Below are 15,440 nucleotides of genomic sequence, written 5' to 3'. Positions count from 1 at the left end.
GATGACCGGCGAACAAGGCGGAAGACAGCGAATCGACAAATGGCTGTTCTTTGCCCGCGTGGTCAAATCGAGATCGCTGGCGGCGAAACTCGCCGTCGGCGGCAAAGTGCGGGTCAATCGCGACAAGATCGAGCAGGCCGCGCATCCGGTGAAGGTCGGCGATGTGCTGACCATCACGCTTGACCGGCGCATCCTTGTTTACAGGATCGTTGCTCCGGGTGAACGTCGTGGCCCGGCGCCGGAGGCCCAGCTTCTTTATGAGGATCTGACGCCGCCAGCGCCGTCCGTTTCCGCAATGTCGCCGGAGGCCGCAACGCCGCAGCGTGACAGCGGGGCAGGCCGCCCGACCAAGAAAGAGCGCCGCGAAACGGATCGTCTGCGCGGAAACTGACCCGGACGCGTTGCCGCAGGCCTCTTGCGGCGGTGATGGAAATTGCGCATCGGACTGTTACGGCGAAAGCCTTTTCCACGCAAAACCCATCAAACGAAATGTTGTTTCAGATGTGCGCGACTTCGTGACATTGCGGCGTTTGTGCCCTTGTCATGACACGATAAAATCATTACCTCACGCATTGTCATAACAGGGCATGGGCTGAGGCTGGTGGTCTGATCCCGACATTTGCATCCTCCCTGATACAGACGTTGAGCAAATGTCGGAATCCAAAAGGCCACCGATATCCATGGATCTAGTGCCGGTGACGTCGTGGCGCGATATTCCCAAGCCCCGGGCCGGTTGTCGGCTTGCCGGAATATCGGCGCAAAGCTGTAGGATAGATAAGCTGCCTGTTCAAAAATGCGGGCGGCAACAGGAGTTCGACGATGACATATGTCGTGACCGATAATTGCATTCGCTGCAAATATACGGACTGCGTCGAGGTCTGTCCGGTCGATTGCTTCTACGAAGGCGAAAACATGCTCGTCATCAATCCCGACGAGTGCATCGACTGTGGCGTATGTGAACCGGAATGCCCTGCCGAGGCGATCAGCCCCGACACCGAACCGGGCCTCGACAAGTGGCTGGAACTGAATACGGAATATGCGGCAAAATGGCCCAACATCACGGCCAAGAAGGATGCCTTGCCGGAAGCCAAGGAAATGGACGGCGTGGCGGGAAAGCTGGAGAAGTATTTCTCTGCCGAGCCGGGTAGCGGCGACTAACGCCAGGTGACGTTGCAGGCAGTGCTTCCAGGCTGACATGCCATGGACGGTATTGTACAAGTATGTCCTGTTGCAGAAGACAGGGCGCTTCTGGAATGCGCTTCTTGAAACTGCGCATTTGTCCTGTAAGAACTGCCAGTCGAACCGGGGTTGCAAGATCGCAGGATTTATCACTTGCTTTTTATGTAATGCGGCGGCAAAAGACGAATAATATCACGGGAAAACGCCCATCTTTCAGGCGCGTTGCGTTGCCAGATGCGACATATCTGGCGATTTGTTGATTCTTTCGCGAAATTGTGTTAGGTTGCTCCAATAATTTCGGTGACTGGACGTCAATTCGTGGCGCTATGCGTTAATCTCTGAAAGGCTGATCTTTAGTACCGGGCTGAATGGCACCGGGGAAGATGATTGCGATCTGGCGTCGTCCCCCTCACCGCACACCCGGCCGGTCAGATTTGCTGCCAGATACGCTTTCAGTTCCAAGCCGACAAACACCTTCCGTGCTTCATTTCTCCGGAGCGCGGTCGGACATCATGTGTCAACCGGCGGGGCGCGCCGGGCACAACAGGGAGTAATGAAGCGTATGTCATCCCAGCAGAAAAAGTCTCCAGTCGCGCGTGGCGGTTTCAAGGCCGGAGAGGCCATCGTATATCCGGCGCACGGCGTCGGCCAGATCGTTACCATCGAAGAGCAGGAAGTGGCGGGACACAAACTCGAGCTTTTCGTGATCGATTTCGAAAAGGACAAGATGCGCCTGAAGGTGCCGGTCGCCAAGGCGGCTTCCATCGGCATGCGCAAGCTGTCGGAGACGGATTATGTTGAACGCGCATTGAAGGTCGTCCAGGGCCGCGCCCGTGTAAAGCGCACCATGTGGTCGCGCCGCGCGCAGGAATATGATGCGAAGATCAATTCCGGCGATCTGATCTCGATCTCGGAAGTCGTTCGCGATCTTTTCCGTGCCGAGAACCAGCCGGAGCAGTCCTATTCCGAACGCCAGCTCTATGAAGCTGCCCTCGACCGCATGGCGCGCGAAATCGCTGCCGTGAACAAGCTGTCCGAAACCGAAGCTGTCCGTCTGATCGAGGCCAATCTCGCCAAAGGACCGAAGCGCGGCAAGGCCGATGCGGAAGCTGATCTCGACGACGATGAAGTCGAAGCAGCATAAGCTTTACTTCTCTTTTTTTCCCAAAAAGCCCGGCAATGCCGGGCTTTTTATTTGCCGCCAGCCAGAAAAAGCCGGTGCCGTCAGCCGTTATTCGGGCTGGCTCCAATATTGTTCAGTTAAAATTTTATTGAATTTTGCAATCGGTCATTAACCTTTGCGGTCATTATCCCGCTTTGTCAAAGATTTATCCCGCATCGAAGGGAACCTAATCGCAACTGATGCGTTCTTTCAGACACCAGTTCGTAAACGGGTTTGTTTTGCGGCGTCATTGTATTGGCCAAAGAAATAGGCCTGGCGGGATTTTGGGCGCATTCGCGAGTGCGTCCAATCGGCCTTTGTGGGACTGGCATATCCTTCCACTGAACGCCCAAGGGCGTGAGTTCAGAACAGGAGAACCAGATGAAGCAGTCATCCATGAGCAGTTCTTCCGCAGTTCCAGCCAATCGCATGCCTATGGTTGCGCGCAGCCTCCCGGCGACAGCAGCCTCCTCCCAATCAATGATCCGCAGCGCAATGTCGGCTCCCTATCTGGAGCGCGAAGAGGAGCGGAACCTCGCCATTCGCTGGAAGGAACTGAATGATCAGGAAGCCCTTCACCGCATCACATCTGCCCATATGCGGCTGGTCATCTCGATGGCCGGCCGCTTCCGCAAGTTCAAGCTGCCGATGAACGATCTCATTCAGGAAGGCTATGTCGGCCTTCTGGAAGCGGCCGCGCGTTTCGACCCCGAGCGGGAGGTGCGTTTCTCGACCTATGCATCCTGGTGGATTCGCGCATCCATGCAGGATTATATCCTGCGCAACTGGTCCATCGTGCGGGGCGGCACCAGTTCGGCGCAAAAGGCGCTGTTCTTCAACCTGCGGCGACTGCGTTCCAAGCTTACCCAGTCCGACGACACCATGACGAAAGCTGAGATGTATCGGGAAATTTCCGATCAGCTTGGCGTTTCGACAAGCGATGTGGAAATCATGGACAGCCGGCTGTCGGGGCCGGACAGTTCCCTGTCGGCGCCCGTGAACAACGACGAGTCGGGTGCGGCGCGCCGCATGGATTTTCTGGTCGACGATCATCCCTTGCAGGACGAAATCGCAGAAAGCTCCATCGATATGGAGCGCCGGAACCGGTGGCTTTATGTGGCGCTCGACACGCTGAACGAGCGCGAATTGCACATCATCCGCGAGCGGCGTCTCGATGATGACGGCGTGACGCTCGAAGCGTTGGGGGAAAAGCTCGGCATCTCCAAGGAACGGGTGCGGCAGATCGAAAGCCGTGCGATGGAGAAGCTGAAGGTCGCCCTGTTGAGCCAGCACGAATTGGCGGCCTATCAGGCGTAAGCCGCAACAATCAGGACAACACAAGTAGAGGGGCCAAACGGCTCCTTACTTTTGTGGTTCCACCGTCGTGCCTTCAAGGCGCGGCGACCAGTCTTCCACCTTGCGGTTTTCCAGACGGCGCACCGCATAGCGCTTCCAGCCGTCGGCAAGGTGGGAAAGCTTCGCCATCGATGCCAGTTCGTCGTAGTTCAACGTATCGACATAGAGCAGATGCCAGATACGATGCAGCGTCCAGTCCGGTGAAAGGCGGTCGATGAGGATCATCCTGTCGCCGCTTTCCACGTGGCCTTCTTCCAGAACACGATAATACCAGCCTGTCCGTCCGCTCTTCTGGACGCGCACGGCCATATCAGCCGTTGCAAAACGCTCGTTCAGCTTCCAGCAGGGCTGGCGTCCCTGTGAGACCTCGACAAGCGCGCTGCCGAGCCGGAACCTGTCGCCCACGGCGACATTGCGTTCGTCGAGGCCGGTCGTGGAGATGTTCTCGCCAAAGGCGCCCCGCGCGTTCAGGCGTGGATTGTCGCCGATGTCTTCGCGCCAGAGGGCATAGTGGTCATGGGGATAATGATGGAGCGCCTTTTCCGGCCCGCCATGCACATTCCGATCGCCCTGCGCATCACCGTCCAGCCCCTCGAAGGTCACGCGAAGCTTGCCAACAACCGGCTGCTTGTCGATGCCGCTTGGAACGCCGCGGGCTCCGAGGGGCGCGACTTTCCCTACAAGGACGGATTGGATCAGTGTTTGTGTCATCACGGCCTATTCGCTGATGAGTTTCACGCGGTCGCCGACCGAAACGGTTTCTCCCGCCGACATGGCATTGAGAAGGCGGAACAGTTCCAGCTTGCGGGTGGTGCCCTGCATGCGGGCCGACAGGCTGGCCAGGGTGTCGCCCGGCTTCACCGTCACAACGCGGATGCGAAGCGGCTTGATGGCGTTCTGTTCCTCGGGCGACAGCAGGCGGAAGGACTGCGTGACGGCCTGTGCAGCAGGCAAAAGGGCGCTGCTGCCTTTCGGCGCTGCGGTCAGGAAGCGATAGACCTTGTTGTTGGCGCCGATGACCACGATGTCGAACTGCCACCGGTCGGCGCTCGCGCGTGCGGTCGCGGCAGGCAAGCCGTTGATGGTCGTGGACCGGATCGAGCTGTCGTCGAGCCCCGTCACCCAACCGGAGCGGATATAGTCGGCAAGGTTTGACCCGGCTGGAAGGGATGCGCCGTCAAAGCGGATGGCAACTTCGCCGGGGCCGCTGGCCATGACCGCATTGGCCGAATTGTCGATGGTGAAGCCATCCGGTGCGCGGAAGGTGACGCCGAGCTTCGGATGGATGAAGGTCTGTTCGCGGACATAGCCCTCATTGGGGGAATCGCCGTAGAGAAGGCCGTCAATACCGTTGAGGAACGAATCGCGATCCGTCGTGCCGACGCCCGGCGCGCCGATACGGCGCGCATGACCGAGCGCAAGCTGGATGCGCTGCGGCGTTGCCGGATGGCTTGCAAGAAAGTCGAGGCTGGCATCGGTTGCGCCCGAAACCGAACGGAACCCCGTATAGGCTTCCATCGATTGCAGGAAACGGGCCGAAGCGAATGGATCGTAACCGGCTTCGCCGATCATCTTGATGCCGATGGCATCGGCCTGCAATTCCTGATTGCGCGAGAACTGGGCCAGCCGCAGCTTGCCGCGCAGCGCTTCCTCGCGGCTGGCGGATTCATTATGCAGCACTTCGCTGGCCACACGCCCGGCAATGGCCGTCTCGGCTTCCTTTTCCTGCCGCAAAATGCCGTGATTGGCGATGACATGGCCCATTTCGTGGGCGATCACAGCCGCGACTTCGGAGGAGTCGTTGGCAAGCGCAAGCAGGCCGCGCGTGACATAGAGATAGCCGCCCGGCAATGCGAAGGCATTGATGTTGGGACTGTCGAGAATGGTGATGCGATAGGTCTGGTCCGGCTTGTCGGTCACGGTCGTCAGCTTGCCGACGATCTTGGCCACCATGCGCTCAAGCTTCTGATCCTTGTATTCGCCGCCATAGGTGGCGAGGATGCGCGGATGCTGCTGGGCGCCGATCTGCGCCAGCCGGTCGTTGCGCGTCACATTGTCGACCGTCACCGGATTGTCGGATGGCTGCAGCCCCAGATCCTTGCTGGAATTGATCGACTGGCAACCTGAAATCACGGCAACGGCAAGCAAGCCAAGACCGATGGCTGGTTTCCGCCAATTTTGCTGCGTCCATTCTGGCAGGGATAGGGGTAGACACAGGAAAGCCCGGGAACGGGTCGATTGACGGAACAGTATTTTATCCTCGCTTTTGAATCAGATCGCGTGATCCACGGCCAAATCTAGCCACAGACCAGAACAGGTACAAGCCGTCCAAGGCAGTACAAGAAATCTCTAGCCGGTTCTTCCGAGAGATTGCGAACAAAATATGTCCGCGATCGTAACTCTATTTGAGGTCCGGCACCGAATTCCGCTTTTCGCCGATATAGTGCCGCAATGCTTCCGGTCCAGTCGGCGACAGCAGTTCCGCGGCGGGGCCTATGGCGGAAATCCGGCCAGCATCGAGAAAAAGCAGAGATGCATCGAGATAAAGCGCGTCTTCCGGCGTGTGCGTGACCATCAGCACCGTCATGCCGGTTTCCAGTTGAAGCGCCCTGACCAGATCCAGCATCTGGTGGCGCAGGGCGGGCCCAAGCGAGGCGAAGGCCTCATCCAGCAGGAGCACCGGGCGCTGGCGGATGAGGGCGCGGGCAATCGCCACGCGCTGGCGTTCACCGCCGGACAGGGCTTCGGGCTTGCGCTGTTCCTTGCCGTCCAGTCCGACGCGCGACAGAGCCTGCGCTATGTCGGCGCGGTCTTTTGCGGTGAGCTTCAGGTTCGGTGAGCGTCCGAGGCCGACATTCTGTTCCACGCTCAGATGGGCAAACAGGTTGTTTTCCTGAAACACCATTGAAACAGGCCGGTCTGCCGGGGAAAGATGGCTGACGTCCCTGCCGCCGATCAGGATGCGGCCGGATTGCGGAAATTCGAACCCGGCAATCAGGTTGAGAAGTGTCGACTTGCCCGAACCGCTTGGCCCGACAATCGCAGCAATGGTCCCGCCCCTTATCACCGCATCGAAATGCATGGCGGTTTCGCCATAGCTGAAGCGAACCTCATCAAGGCGAATTTCGGCAACGGTGTTCATTCGGGTATTCATGGAGCGGGCATTCATGGAGAAGGCGTTTCCTTTCGGGATGCGCGATCTGCGATCATCATCAGCGCGAGGCAAAGCAGCCCGAGGATGAGCGCCAGACCTGCCGCGTCGAATGTGCGATAGCTGCCCATCCGCTGCAAGAGGAGATAGGGCAGCGTCAAAAGCGCATCACTGCCGAAAAGGGCAATCGTGCCGAGGTCGCCAAGGGAAAGCGCCATGGCAAAGGCGAAGGCCATTCCGAAAGGCCTGCGGATCGAAGGCCAGTCGATGAGCCGGAAACGGTTGAGGCCGCGAATGCCCAATTGTGCGCAAAGCCGGTTGTGGCGGCTCGCCGCCGTGTCCCAGGCGGGCCGCAGAAGGCGCACGGCAAAGGGCATGGCCATGGCCGCATTGACTGTGACGACCATGAATGGCGCCATCGCAAACGGATCGGTGAAATGACGAAGCAGGATGAACCAGCCCGCGCCGATCACGATGGGCGGCATGACGAGGATGAGGCTGGCGCCGGTGTCGAAAATATTGGCGAGCTTGCGCTTTTTCACGGCCTCGCGCGCCGACACGAGTGCCAGTGACAGAAGGACCGACAGCAAAGCTGCGCAAAAGCCGAGCGCCAGACTGGTGCCGATCGCGCGCCAGACGGTCCGTTCCGTCAATAGTCGCACAAGATCGGCGGCAAGGCCGGAAATCACCACGCCTGCAATCGGCAGCGCGACATAGAGAAAGCCTGTCCCGATGATGACGATGTTCGAAATGCGCTCAGCCGTGGACGCCTTGCCGTAGCGTCGCGGCGTGGCCTGATGGGTGAAGGCTTCCTCCGATGGCCTTCCGGTCAGGCGCAGGGCCAGAAGGACAAGCAATGTCAGCACAAGCTGCGTGAAGGTGAGCGCGACGGCGCGGCCTGGATCGAAATCGAAATGCAGGCTTTGGTAGATTGCGACTTCCAGCGTGGTGGCGCGGGGGCCGCCGCCGAGTGTCAGCACGGTCGTGAAGCTCGTCACGCAGAGCATGAAGATCAAACCGATCATGCCCGGCAGATTGCGCCGGATCACGGGCCATTCGATGAGGCGGAAGCGCGCTCGATTGCCCATGCCAAGCTGTGCGGCAAGCTTCCAGTAATCGGCCGGTATGGATTCATAACCCGCCAGAATGAGACGGACTGCGAGCGGCATGTTGAAGAAGACATGGGCGATCAGGATGCCCGTAATGCCGTAAATATCCGGCTGGAATGGATGGCCCGCGGTTTCGGACAGGTGGGCAATGAAACCGTTGCGGCCATAGATGCTGGTGACGCCGAGCACGGCGACCAGCGCAGGCAGGGCAAGCGGCAGGGCAAACAGGCGCAGGATCAGCCCGCGTCCCCAAAAGTCGGCTTCGGCATAAAGCGCGCGCGCGACGGGTATCGCAAACAGCACGGAAAGCAGGCTCGAAGCGATGGCCTGCATGATCGTGAAGTGGGCAACCCGCCACAGATAGGTGTCGAAATTGGCAGCAGCGTCGAAACCGCCGCTGCCCGCTTCGAATGCCAGTGCGACGAGCGCACCACCGGCGAGCACCACCAGAAAGACAAGCGCCATCATGCCCGCGGCGGGTCTGGCGGCGGATATGCCTTTCAGGCGGAGGCGTGCCAAAAATGCCGTCATCGACTGGTTGCGGCCAACCATTCATCGACCCATGACTTGCGGTTCCTGGCCACCTCGTCGGAAGGCAGGCGGAGCGTCTTTTCCGGCTTCGGCAGCGCGTCGAAGGCGGCTGGAAGCGGGGTGGACGTCTTGCCGGCCGGGTACATCCAGTTGGTTTCAGGAATGACATCCTGGAAACCGGGGCCGGTCATGAAGGCGAGAAACTTTTGCGCCAGCGGATTTTTCGCGCCGGTCGTGGTCTGGGCGGCCAGCTCGATCTGAAGATAATTGCCTTCCGGATAGGCAAGAGCCTTATAGCGATCCGTCTTTTCCGCGATCATGTGGTAGGCGGGAGAGGTGGTATAGGACAATACCATCGGCGCTTCGCCCTTGGTGAAGAGGCCATAAGCCTCCGACCAGCCGGGCGTGACGGTCAGGATGCGCTTTTGCAGTTTCTGCCAGGCCGCTTCCGCCTCGTCGCCATAGACCGATTTCATCCAGAGCAGCATGCCAAGCCCCGGTGTCGATGTGCGCGGGTCCTGCAGCACGATCTTCTGCGAGGGGTCTCCTTCGACGAGTTCCTTCAGGCTTTCAGGGGGATTGGGCAGCTTTTCCGAATCGTAGACCACGGCGAAATAACCGTAATCATAGGGAACGAAGATATCGTCCTTGAAACCGCCCGGCACGTTCACATTGCTCTGGTCTATGCCGCTTGGTGCAAAAAATCCGGTAGCACGCGCCTCGGTCGTCAGATTGGTATCGAGGCCGAGGACGATATCGGCCTTGCTATTGCTGCCTTCAAGCTTGAGACGGTTGAGCAGGGCCACACCGTCGGCGGAGGCAACCCATTCGACTTCGCAGCCGCATTCCTTCTCGAAGTTTTCCTTGACCTTCGGTCCCGGTCCCCATTCGGAAACGAAACTGTCATAGGTATAGACGGTGAGCTTGTCCTTCGCCTGCGCCGAAGGTGTGAAAGCGATGGCCGCGGAAAACGAAAAAGCCAGCAAAGATAAAAGCCGCATCACGGCACTTCCTTTCTTTGTACTACAAGAGGATCGAGCGCCGTTTATGGAGCATCTAATCCCTCCGCCGGTGCAAACCGGATCAGGTTCAGCGGGTTGGCCGTTTTTGACGCATTTCCGGACGCAAAACCGTTTCACACTTTTGCTGGAAATGCCTTTGGGCCTCTCAGCCATCCGCGCAAGCAGACGGCACCCCGTTAGAGCGGTTGCGACAATAATCTTTCGCAACGGCAAGGGCAATAATCTTTCGGGGGGAGGCAATGGCAACGAATGCAGGCTTCCTGCGGGGATTTGCCCGTGTTATGAGCGGCTTATGAGCACATTCGTCATTCTTCTCGGCGGCGATCTCACCGTGACCGATCGCCTCAAGCGCCAGATCGCGGGCGCGCGGGTTCTGGCTGCCGATAGCGGTATTCGCCATGCGGCGGCGCTTGGCGTCGAACCGGAATTGTGGCTCGGCGATTTCGATTCGGCCTCGGCCGAGCTACGGGTGCAGTATGAACACGTGCCGCAGCAGCGATTTCCATCCGCCAAGGACATGACGGACGGGGAACTGGCCTTCGAGGAGGCCTATGCGCGGGGGGCGGACCGGGTGATCCTTTGCGGCGCCTTCGGCGGGCAGCGCACCGATCACACGCTTCTGCATCTGACCATGGCGACCGCGCAGGCCGCAAAAGGGCGGAATGTGCTTCTGTCCAGCGGAGCCGAGGAAGCCTGGCCCTTGCCGCCTGGAGATTATGTGTATGACTTTCCGGACGGAACGCCGTTCAGCGTGATTAATTTCAGCACTGTCGAAGGCCTTTCGATCACAAATGCAGAGTGGCCGTTAGATAATGTGACGTTGCCATTCGGCTCTTCATGGACAGTTTCCAACGTTGTGCGTGGAACACTTCGCGTTACTGCGCATTCTGGATTGGCGATACTTATCGCCAACTTGGTGATGGAGGAAACACCGAACTGTAGCTGCTAACCTTATCAATCGAAAGAGCTTGACGCTGGCAGGCGAAACGTATTGTAAATGAGCCAAGCGGGTGTCATCTGCTTACGCCGAAATTGGGGACGCAAAGTCGGTGATTAGTTCAACTCTTGTAGGAGATGTTTCAATGAAATCACGTCTTACGATGATTGCTGTTGCCGGCGTGCTTGCGTTCTCTACAGCTGCATGCACGACGAATGAACAGCGCACGGCCGGTTATGGCGTTGGCGGCGCGGCTCTCGGCGCTCTCGCCGGTGGCGCAATCGGCGGCAATGGCCGCGGCGCTCTGACGGGTGCTGCGATCGGCGCGGTTGCCGGTACGCTGCTGGGTGCAGCCCAGACCCGCAATGGCGTGCAGTATTGCCGCTATCGCGATCCGTATGGCCGCGTCTACGAAGCGCCTTGCCAGTAATAGCTGGGCCAATAATAACTGGGCCAGTAATCGCTGGATAATCAGTTTGCCGACAGGCCGGGGAAACCCGGCCTGTTTGCTTTTCATGGGTCTTTTCGTGCCGTTCCATTTGACAGAACGGCTTTTGTCGCGGACAAGCAGGGCGGAATTTTCAATCCCTGTTTATCGAAGAGAACCATGGCTCCACCACTCCTTCGCCTCGACCAGATCAAGCTCACCTTTGGCGGCACACCGCTTCTGGAGGATGCCAGCCTTTCGGTGAGCGAAGGCGACCGCATCGCGCTGGTGGGGCGCAATGGTTCGGGCAAGTCCACCTTGCTGAAAATCGCAGCCGGAATGGTGGAAGCGACCTCGGGCGACGTGTTCAAGCATCCGGGCGCAACGGTGCGCTACCTGCCGCAGGTGCCGGATATGGACGGCTTTGCCAATGTCCGCGCCTATGTCGAGGCGGGGCTGGGGCCGACCGACGATCCGCATCGTGTGACCTATCTGCTGGAACATCTGGGGCTGACCGGAGAGGAAAAGCCCGATCATCTGTCCGGTGGCGAGGCGCGCCGCGCTGCTCTTGCACGTGTGATTGCGCCGCAGCCTGATGTGCTTTTGCTGGACGAGCCGACCAACCATCTGGACCTCACCACCATCGAATGGCTGGAAGGCGAGTTGCGCCAGATCCGCTCGGCCATCGTTCTGATCTCGCATGACCGGCGCTTTCTGGAAAATGTCAGCCGGGCAACCGTCTGGCTCGACCGGGGCATCACGCGCCGTCTGGAGCAGGGCTTTGGCCATTTCGAGGAATGGCGCGACAAGGTGCTGGAAGAGGAAGAGCGCGATCACCACAAGCTTGGACGCCAGATTGCGCGCGAGGAGCACTGGCTGCGCTATGGTGTGACGGCGCGGCGCAAGCGCAATATGCGCCGTCTCGGTGAATTGCATTCCATGCGCGCCGATTTTCGCAATCACCGCAAGGCACAAGGAACGGCGGTTCTGGCGGCAAGCGACGCTAAGGAATCCGGCAAGCTGGTGATCGAAGCCAAGGGGCTCAACAAGGCCTATGGCGAGCGTGTCCTGGTCAAGGATTTTTCGATCCGTGTGCAGCGCGGCGACCGTATCGGTCTTGTCGGGCCGAACGGCGCCGGAAAGACGACGCTTCTGTCGCTTTTGACCGGCAAGCTTGCGCCGGATTCCGGAACGCTGCGGCTTGGCGTCAATCTCGAAATGGCCGAACTCGACCAGAAGCGCGAAAGCCTTAATCTGGATGAGACGCTGGCGCATTATCTGACCGACGGGCGCGGCGAAAGCCTTGTCGTCAACGGCGAGCAGCGCCATGTCGTGTCCTATATGAAGGACTTCCTGTTCCAGCCCGAACAGGCGCGCACGCCCATTCGCGAGCTTTCCGGCGGCGAACGTGCCCGCCTGATGCTGGCTCGCGTTCTGGCGCGGCCAGCAAACCTCCTCATCCTCGACGAGCCCACCAACGATCTCGACATGGAAACGCTCGATCTGTTGCAGGAACTGGTGGCAGGTTTTCCCGGCACGGTCATTCTGGTCAGCCACGACCGCGATTTTCTGGATCGCACTGTGACCTCGGTGATTGCACCGGAAGGCGACGGGCGCTGGCTGGAATATGCGGGCGGCTATGCCGACATGATGGCGCAGCGCAAGGAACAGGCTTTGAACCGGCGCTCGGTCAAGGCCTCCGGCGGCAAAAGTGATGAAAAGCCGTACGAGGATGCACCGCAGCAGAAGCGCGAGGAAAAGCGCAAGCTTTCCTACAAGCAGAAATTCGCGCTCGAAACCCTGCCGGGCAAGATGGATGCGCTGGCCAAGGAAATCGCGGTGCTGGAAGGCAAGCTTGCCGATCCGCAGCTTTATGCCAAGGACCCGGCGCTTTTTGCCAAGACTGCCGATCTTCTTGAGAAGAAGCGCGCCGAAAATGCCGCTATGGAAGAAGAATGGCTGGAGCTTGAAATGCTGCGAGAGGAAATCGAAGGGTAAATCTGCCCTTCGATGTCTTGAAATTTAACTGCTGGCCTTGTTCAGCAGGGCGATTTCATCGTCGCTGAGTTTCAGTTCGGCTGCGGCAATCAGTTCGCCGAGCTGGGCCGAGCGTGTGGCGCTGGCGATGGGGGCTGTGATTGACGGCTGCGCGATCAGCCACGCGATAGCGACCTGTGCCGGCGTGACATCGAGATTGCGGGCCACGTCATCAAGTGCGGCAATGATCCGCGAACCCCGGTCCGTCAGATATTTCTCGACCGATTTGCCGCGCGCGCTTTGTCCCAGATCGTTAGCGGAACGATACTTGCCGGTCAGGAAACCCGCTGCCAGCGCATAATAGGGAATGACGCCAAGCCCGTTCTCGCGGCAGATAATCTCCAGTTCGTCCTCGAATGTGGCGCGATCATAAAGATTATAAAGCGGTTGCAGGCTTTCATAGCGCGGCAGATCGTTGGTCCGGGCGACATCAAGGGCTTCCGTCAGCCGCTCGGGCGTCAGATTGGAAGCGCCGATGGCGCGCACCTTACCCGCCTCGATCAATTCCTTATAGGTGCCAAGCACATCCGCGAAGGGTGTGTCGGGATCGTCGATATGCGATTGATAGAGGTCGATATAGTCCGTTTGCAGCCGCTTGAGGGAGGCATCGACGGCCTTGCGGATATAAGCGGGCGAAAGCCCTTTTTCATCCGGCCCCATTTGCGACCCGACCTTGGTGGCAATGACGACCTTGTCGCGCAGGCCGCGGGATTTCAGCCAGTTGCCGATGATGGTTTCGGATTCACCGCCCACATTGCCGGGCGCCCAGGCGGAATAGACATCCGCCGTGTCGATGAAATTGAAACCCGCATCGACAAAACGGTCGAGAAGCGAAAACGAAGTCGCTTCATCGACCGTCCATCCAAATACATTGCCGCCGAAGCACAGCGGCGAAACATTGAGTTCGGTACGTCCGAGCCTCCTAAATTCCATGGACCCTATCCCCTTCCTCTGAATACGGATTGCGGGCAATCCGTCGGGTTACGATTTCAGGAAGGGGAGCAGGCCCTTGGGAGGGGGCTTAGCTCATGCCAAGTGCATCCATGTAAAGCTGCAACATGGCTTCTTCTTCCTGACGTTCATGGTCTTCTTTTTTACGCAAACGAATAATGGTCCTCACGACCTTGCTGTCAAACCCCGAACCCTTCAATTCCGCATAAACTTCCTTGATATCGTCGCCGATGGTCTTTTTTTCTTCTTCCAGGCGCTCGATGCGCTCGATGAAAGCGCGCAACTGGCCGACGGCAATCGTCTGGGCTTCGCTGGTAATGTCGTCGCTCACGAGGGTTTCTCCAATTCAAGATCTGTAATGGATGCGGACACGCATTGCGCGAAAACCGCCTGTCGAATGTCTGGACCGTTTTTCCCGCGAGTCGCAGGCAAAATTAAGAGCCTTTTTCGTTGCCTGACCCGATTTGCCGGGTCAAGCCCTGTGGATAGCGGGCAAAGTGGACGCTCAATCCGCAAAATCCGTCCGGGAGCCGAAATGGCGGATCGTGTGAATGCCGTCGAGTGTGTTGATATGGGCAATCATCGGCGCGAGCCTCCCGGCCCATTCAGCCGCTCCCTCGTCATCGGCAATCAGGTCCTGCCGCACCTCGATCAGGACATGGGCGAAGCCCCTGGCCGTCGCATGGCGATACATGGCATCGTTCCTGAGCGCCCCGTCATAGGGTTCGTTATCGCCGACCGTGAGATCGGGATTCTCCCGCAGCAGCGACAAAAGCGGCTTTACGGCGCGATCGTCCTTGTCCCAGAGCAGGCCGACATGCCACGGCCGCGCCCTGTCCTTCCAGCGTGGTGTGAAGGAATGGATCGAAACGATGAAGGGCGCAGCCCCGCTTTGCGCCGCCACACGCGCGCTCGCCCGCGCCACAGCGTCGTGATAGGGGCGGTAGAAGCGTTCAAGCCGCTCCTCGCGCTCGCCTGCCGACATGGGATAATTGCCGGAAATGACCGCGCCATCGGATAGTTGCATGATGAGTGTCGGATCGTCTTCGCCGCGATTGGGATCAATCAGCAGTCGCGAAAACCCGCCGAGGACCGCCGGCGCATTCAGACGGTCTGCAAGCCTGCGGGTCAGGTTTTCGACGCCGATATCATAGGCGATATGCCGGTCGAATTCACTTGTTCGCAAACCAAGCGTGCCATATTCAGGCGGAACATCGCGCCGTGCGTGATCGGCAGTCAGCAACAGGCCGAGAGTGAAGTCGCCGTCGATATTATGCGCCGGCGAGAATGATATCGAATTGGTCGGTTCGGATTGAAGCAGCATGGGGCGGAATCCCGAGACTAAATTAGGGGATTATTTCTGCGTTGTGCGGGAAGCTGTTTCAGGTCTGTCACGAGAAAGCCCGGATTGCAACGATCATTCTTGGGTCAATGGGGTTGTTCTCAACGGGATTGCGTTGACATCAAAGGCGAAACTGCCGAAAAGAGAGCAACCCGAAAAGGGATTTCCCGGCGATGGGATTTTCCTGCGCAATACAAGTTGTTCGATAAACCCGATAGCGGGCTGAAGGGGTTCTG

At 58.9% G+C, this 15,440-nt stretch carries 15 protein-coding genes and 1 riboswitch; of the genes, 7 read left to right on the top strand and 8 right to left on the bottom strand.

Annotated elements, in window-relative coordinates:
- The first annotated feature begins 1 nt into the window (after nucleotide 1).
- The 4 genes from AVM02_RS05550 (at nucleotide 2) to AVM02_RS05535 (ending at nucleotide 3,658) form a co-directional block, all read left to right on the top strand.
- The gene (locus tag AVM02_RS05550; RefSeq protein ID WP_411505981.1) at nucleotides 2–391 is read left to right on the top strand and encodes an RNA-binding S4 domain-containing protein; all 390 of its coding nucleotides are present in this window, start codon (nucleotides 2–4) and stop codon (nucleotides 389–391) included.
- Between the two features lie 428 nt (nucleotides 392–819).
- A complete protein-coding gene (gene fdxA / locus AVM02_RS05545; RefSeq protein ID WP_006467781.1) occupies nucleotides 820–1,158 on the top strand; it encodes a ferredoxin FdxA in 339 nt (112 codons plus the stop codon).
- A gap of 583 nt (nucleotides 1,159–1,741) precedes the next feature.
- Complete coding sequence (locus tag AVM02_RS05540) at nucleotides 1,742–2,323, top strand: CarD family transcriptional regulator (protein WP_006471273.1); 582 nt, start codon at nucleotides 1,742–1,744, stop codon at nucleotides 2,321–2,323.
- Nucleotides 2,324–2,722: 399 nt separating this feature from the next.
- Nucleotides 2,723–3,658, top strand: a complete 936-nt coding sequence (locus AVM02_RS05535) for an RNA polymerase factor sigma-32 (protein ID WP_411505980.1) — start codon at nucleotides 2,723–2,725, stop codon at nucleotides 3,656–3,658.
- A 45-nt stretch (nucleotides 3,659–3,703) separates the two neighbouring features.
- Here AVM02_RS05535 and AVM02_RS05530 read toward each other — a convergent pair whose 3' ends face one another.
- From AVM02_RS05530 to thiB, 5 genes are all read right to left on the bottom strand, one after another.
- Complete coding sequence (locus AVM02_RS05530) at nucleotides 3,704–4,408, bottom strand: MOSC domain-containing protein (RefSeq protein ID WP_411506018.1); 705 nt, start codon at nucleotides 4,406–4,408, stop codon at nucleotides 3,704–3,706.
- A gap of 6 nt (nucleotides 4,409–4,414) precedes the next feature.
- Complete coding sequence (gene cdlP / locus AVM02_RS05525) at nucleotides 4,415–5,896, bottom strand: cell division protease CdlP (RefSeq protein WP_411506017.1); 1,482 nt, start codon at nucleotides 5,894–5,896, stop codon at nucleotides 4,415–4,417.
- Between the two features lie 202 nt (nucleotides 5,897–6,098).
- On the bottom strand, nucleotides 6,099–6,839 hold the full coding sequence (gene thiQ, locus AVM02_RS05520) for a thiamine ABC transporter ATP-binding protein (RefSeq protein ID WP_411505979.1): 741 nt from the start codon (nucleotides 6,837–6,839) through the stop codon (nucleotides 6,099–6,101).
- Nucleotides 6,840–6,862: 23 nt separating this feature from the next.
- On the bottom strand, nucleotides 6,863–8,488 hold the full coding sequence (thiP, locus tag AVM02_RS05515; RefSeq protein WP_411506016.1) for a thiamine/thiamine pyrophosphate ABC transporter permease ThiP: 1,626 nt from the start codon (nucleotides 8,486–8,488) through the stop codon (nucleotides 6,863–6,865).
- Nucleotides 8,485–9,489, bottom strand: coding sequence for a thiamine ABC transporter substrate binding subunit (gene thiB, locus AVM02_RS05510; RefSeq protein WP_411505978.1), 1,005 nt, complete (start codon nucleotides 9,487–9,489; stop codon nucleotides 8,485–8,487). The genes thiP and thiB overlap by 4 nt, the downstream gene beginning before the upstream one ends.
- Before the next feature lie 42 nt (nucleotides 9,490–9,531).
- Nucleotides 9,532–9,696, bottom strand: a riboswitch (TPP riboswitch).
- 106 nt (nucleotides 9,697–9,802) lie between these two features.
- On the opposite strand from thiB, the gene AVM02_RS05505 reads away from it, so the two are divergent.
- The 3 genes from AVM02_RS05505 (at nucleotide 9,803) to AVM02_RS05495 (ending at nucleotide 12,872) form a co-directional block, all read left to right on the top strand.
- Entirely contained in the window at nucleotides 9,803–10,459 is a 657-nt protein-coding gene (locus tag AVM02_RS05505; protein ID WP_411505977.1) for a thiamine diphosphokinase, read from the top strand.
- A 133-nt stretch (nucleotides 10,460–10,592) separates the two neighbouring features.
- Nucleotides 10,593–10,877: a glycine zipper 2TM domain-containing protein gene (locus tag AVM02_RS05500; RefSeq protein WP_121983360.1), complete on the top strand. Its 285-nt coding sequence runs from the start codon at nucleotides 10,593–10,595 to the stop codon at nucleotides 10,875–10,877.
- Nucleotides 10,878–11,054: 177 nt separating this feature from the next.
- Entirely contained in the window at nucleotides 11,055–12,872 is a 1,818-nt protein-coding gene (locus AVM02_RS05495; RefSeq protein ID WP_411505976.1) for an ABC-F family ATP-binding cassette domain-containing protein, read from the top strand.
- 24 nt (nucleotides 12,873–12,896) lie between these two features.
- On the opposite strand, the gene AVM02_RS05490 is transcribed toward AVM02_RS05495, so the two are convergent.
- From AVM02_RS05490 to AVM02_RS05480, 3 genes are all read right to left on the bottom strand, one after another.
- Nucleotides 12,897–13,844 carry an aldo/keto reductase gene (locus AVM02_RS05490; protein ID WP_411505975.1) on the bottom strand — a complete coding sequence of 316 codons (948 nt, stop codon included), beginning with the start codon at nucleotides 13,842–13,844 and terminating at the stop codon, nucleotides 12,897–12,899.
- An 88-nt stretch (nucleotides 13,845–13,932) separates the two neighbouring features.
- The gene (locus AVM02_RS05485) at nucleotides 13,933–14,193 is read right to left on the bottom strand and encodes a DUF2312 domain-containing protein (RefSeq protein ID WP_002964837.1); all 261 of its coding nucleotides are present in this window, start codon (nucleotides 14,191–14,193) and stop codon (nucleotides 13,933–13,935) included.
- A 174-nt stretch (nucleotides 14,194–14,367) separates the two neighbouring features.
- Nucleotides 14,368–15,186, bottom strand: a complete 819-nt coding sequence (locus tag AVM02_RS05480) for an N-formylglutamate amidohydrolase (RefSeq protein WP_411505974.1) — start codon at nucleotides 15,184–15,186, stop codon at nucleotides 14,368–14,370.
- Nucleotides 15,187–15,440 lie beyond the last annotated feature (254 nt).

This window comes from Brucella anthropi, from assembly GCF_046630315.1.
GTDB lineage: Bacteria > Pseudomonadota > Alphaproteobacteria > Rhizobiales > Rhizobiaceae > Brucella > Brucella anthropi_A.
This window is presented reverse-complemented; position numbering and strand designations above follow the sequence as displayed.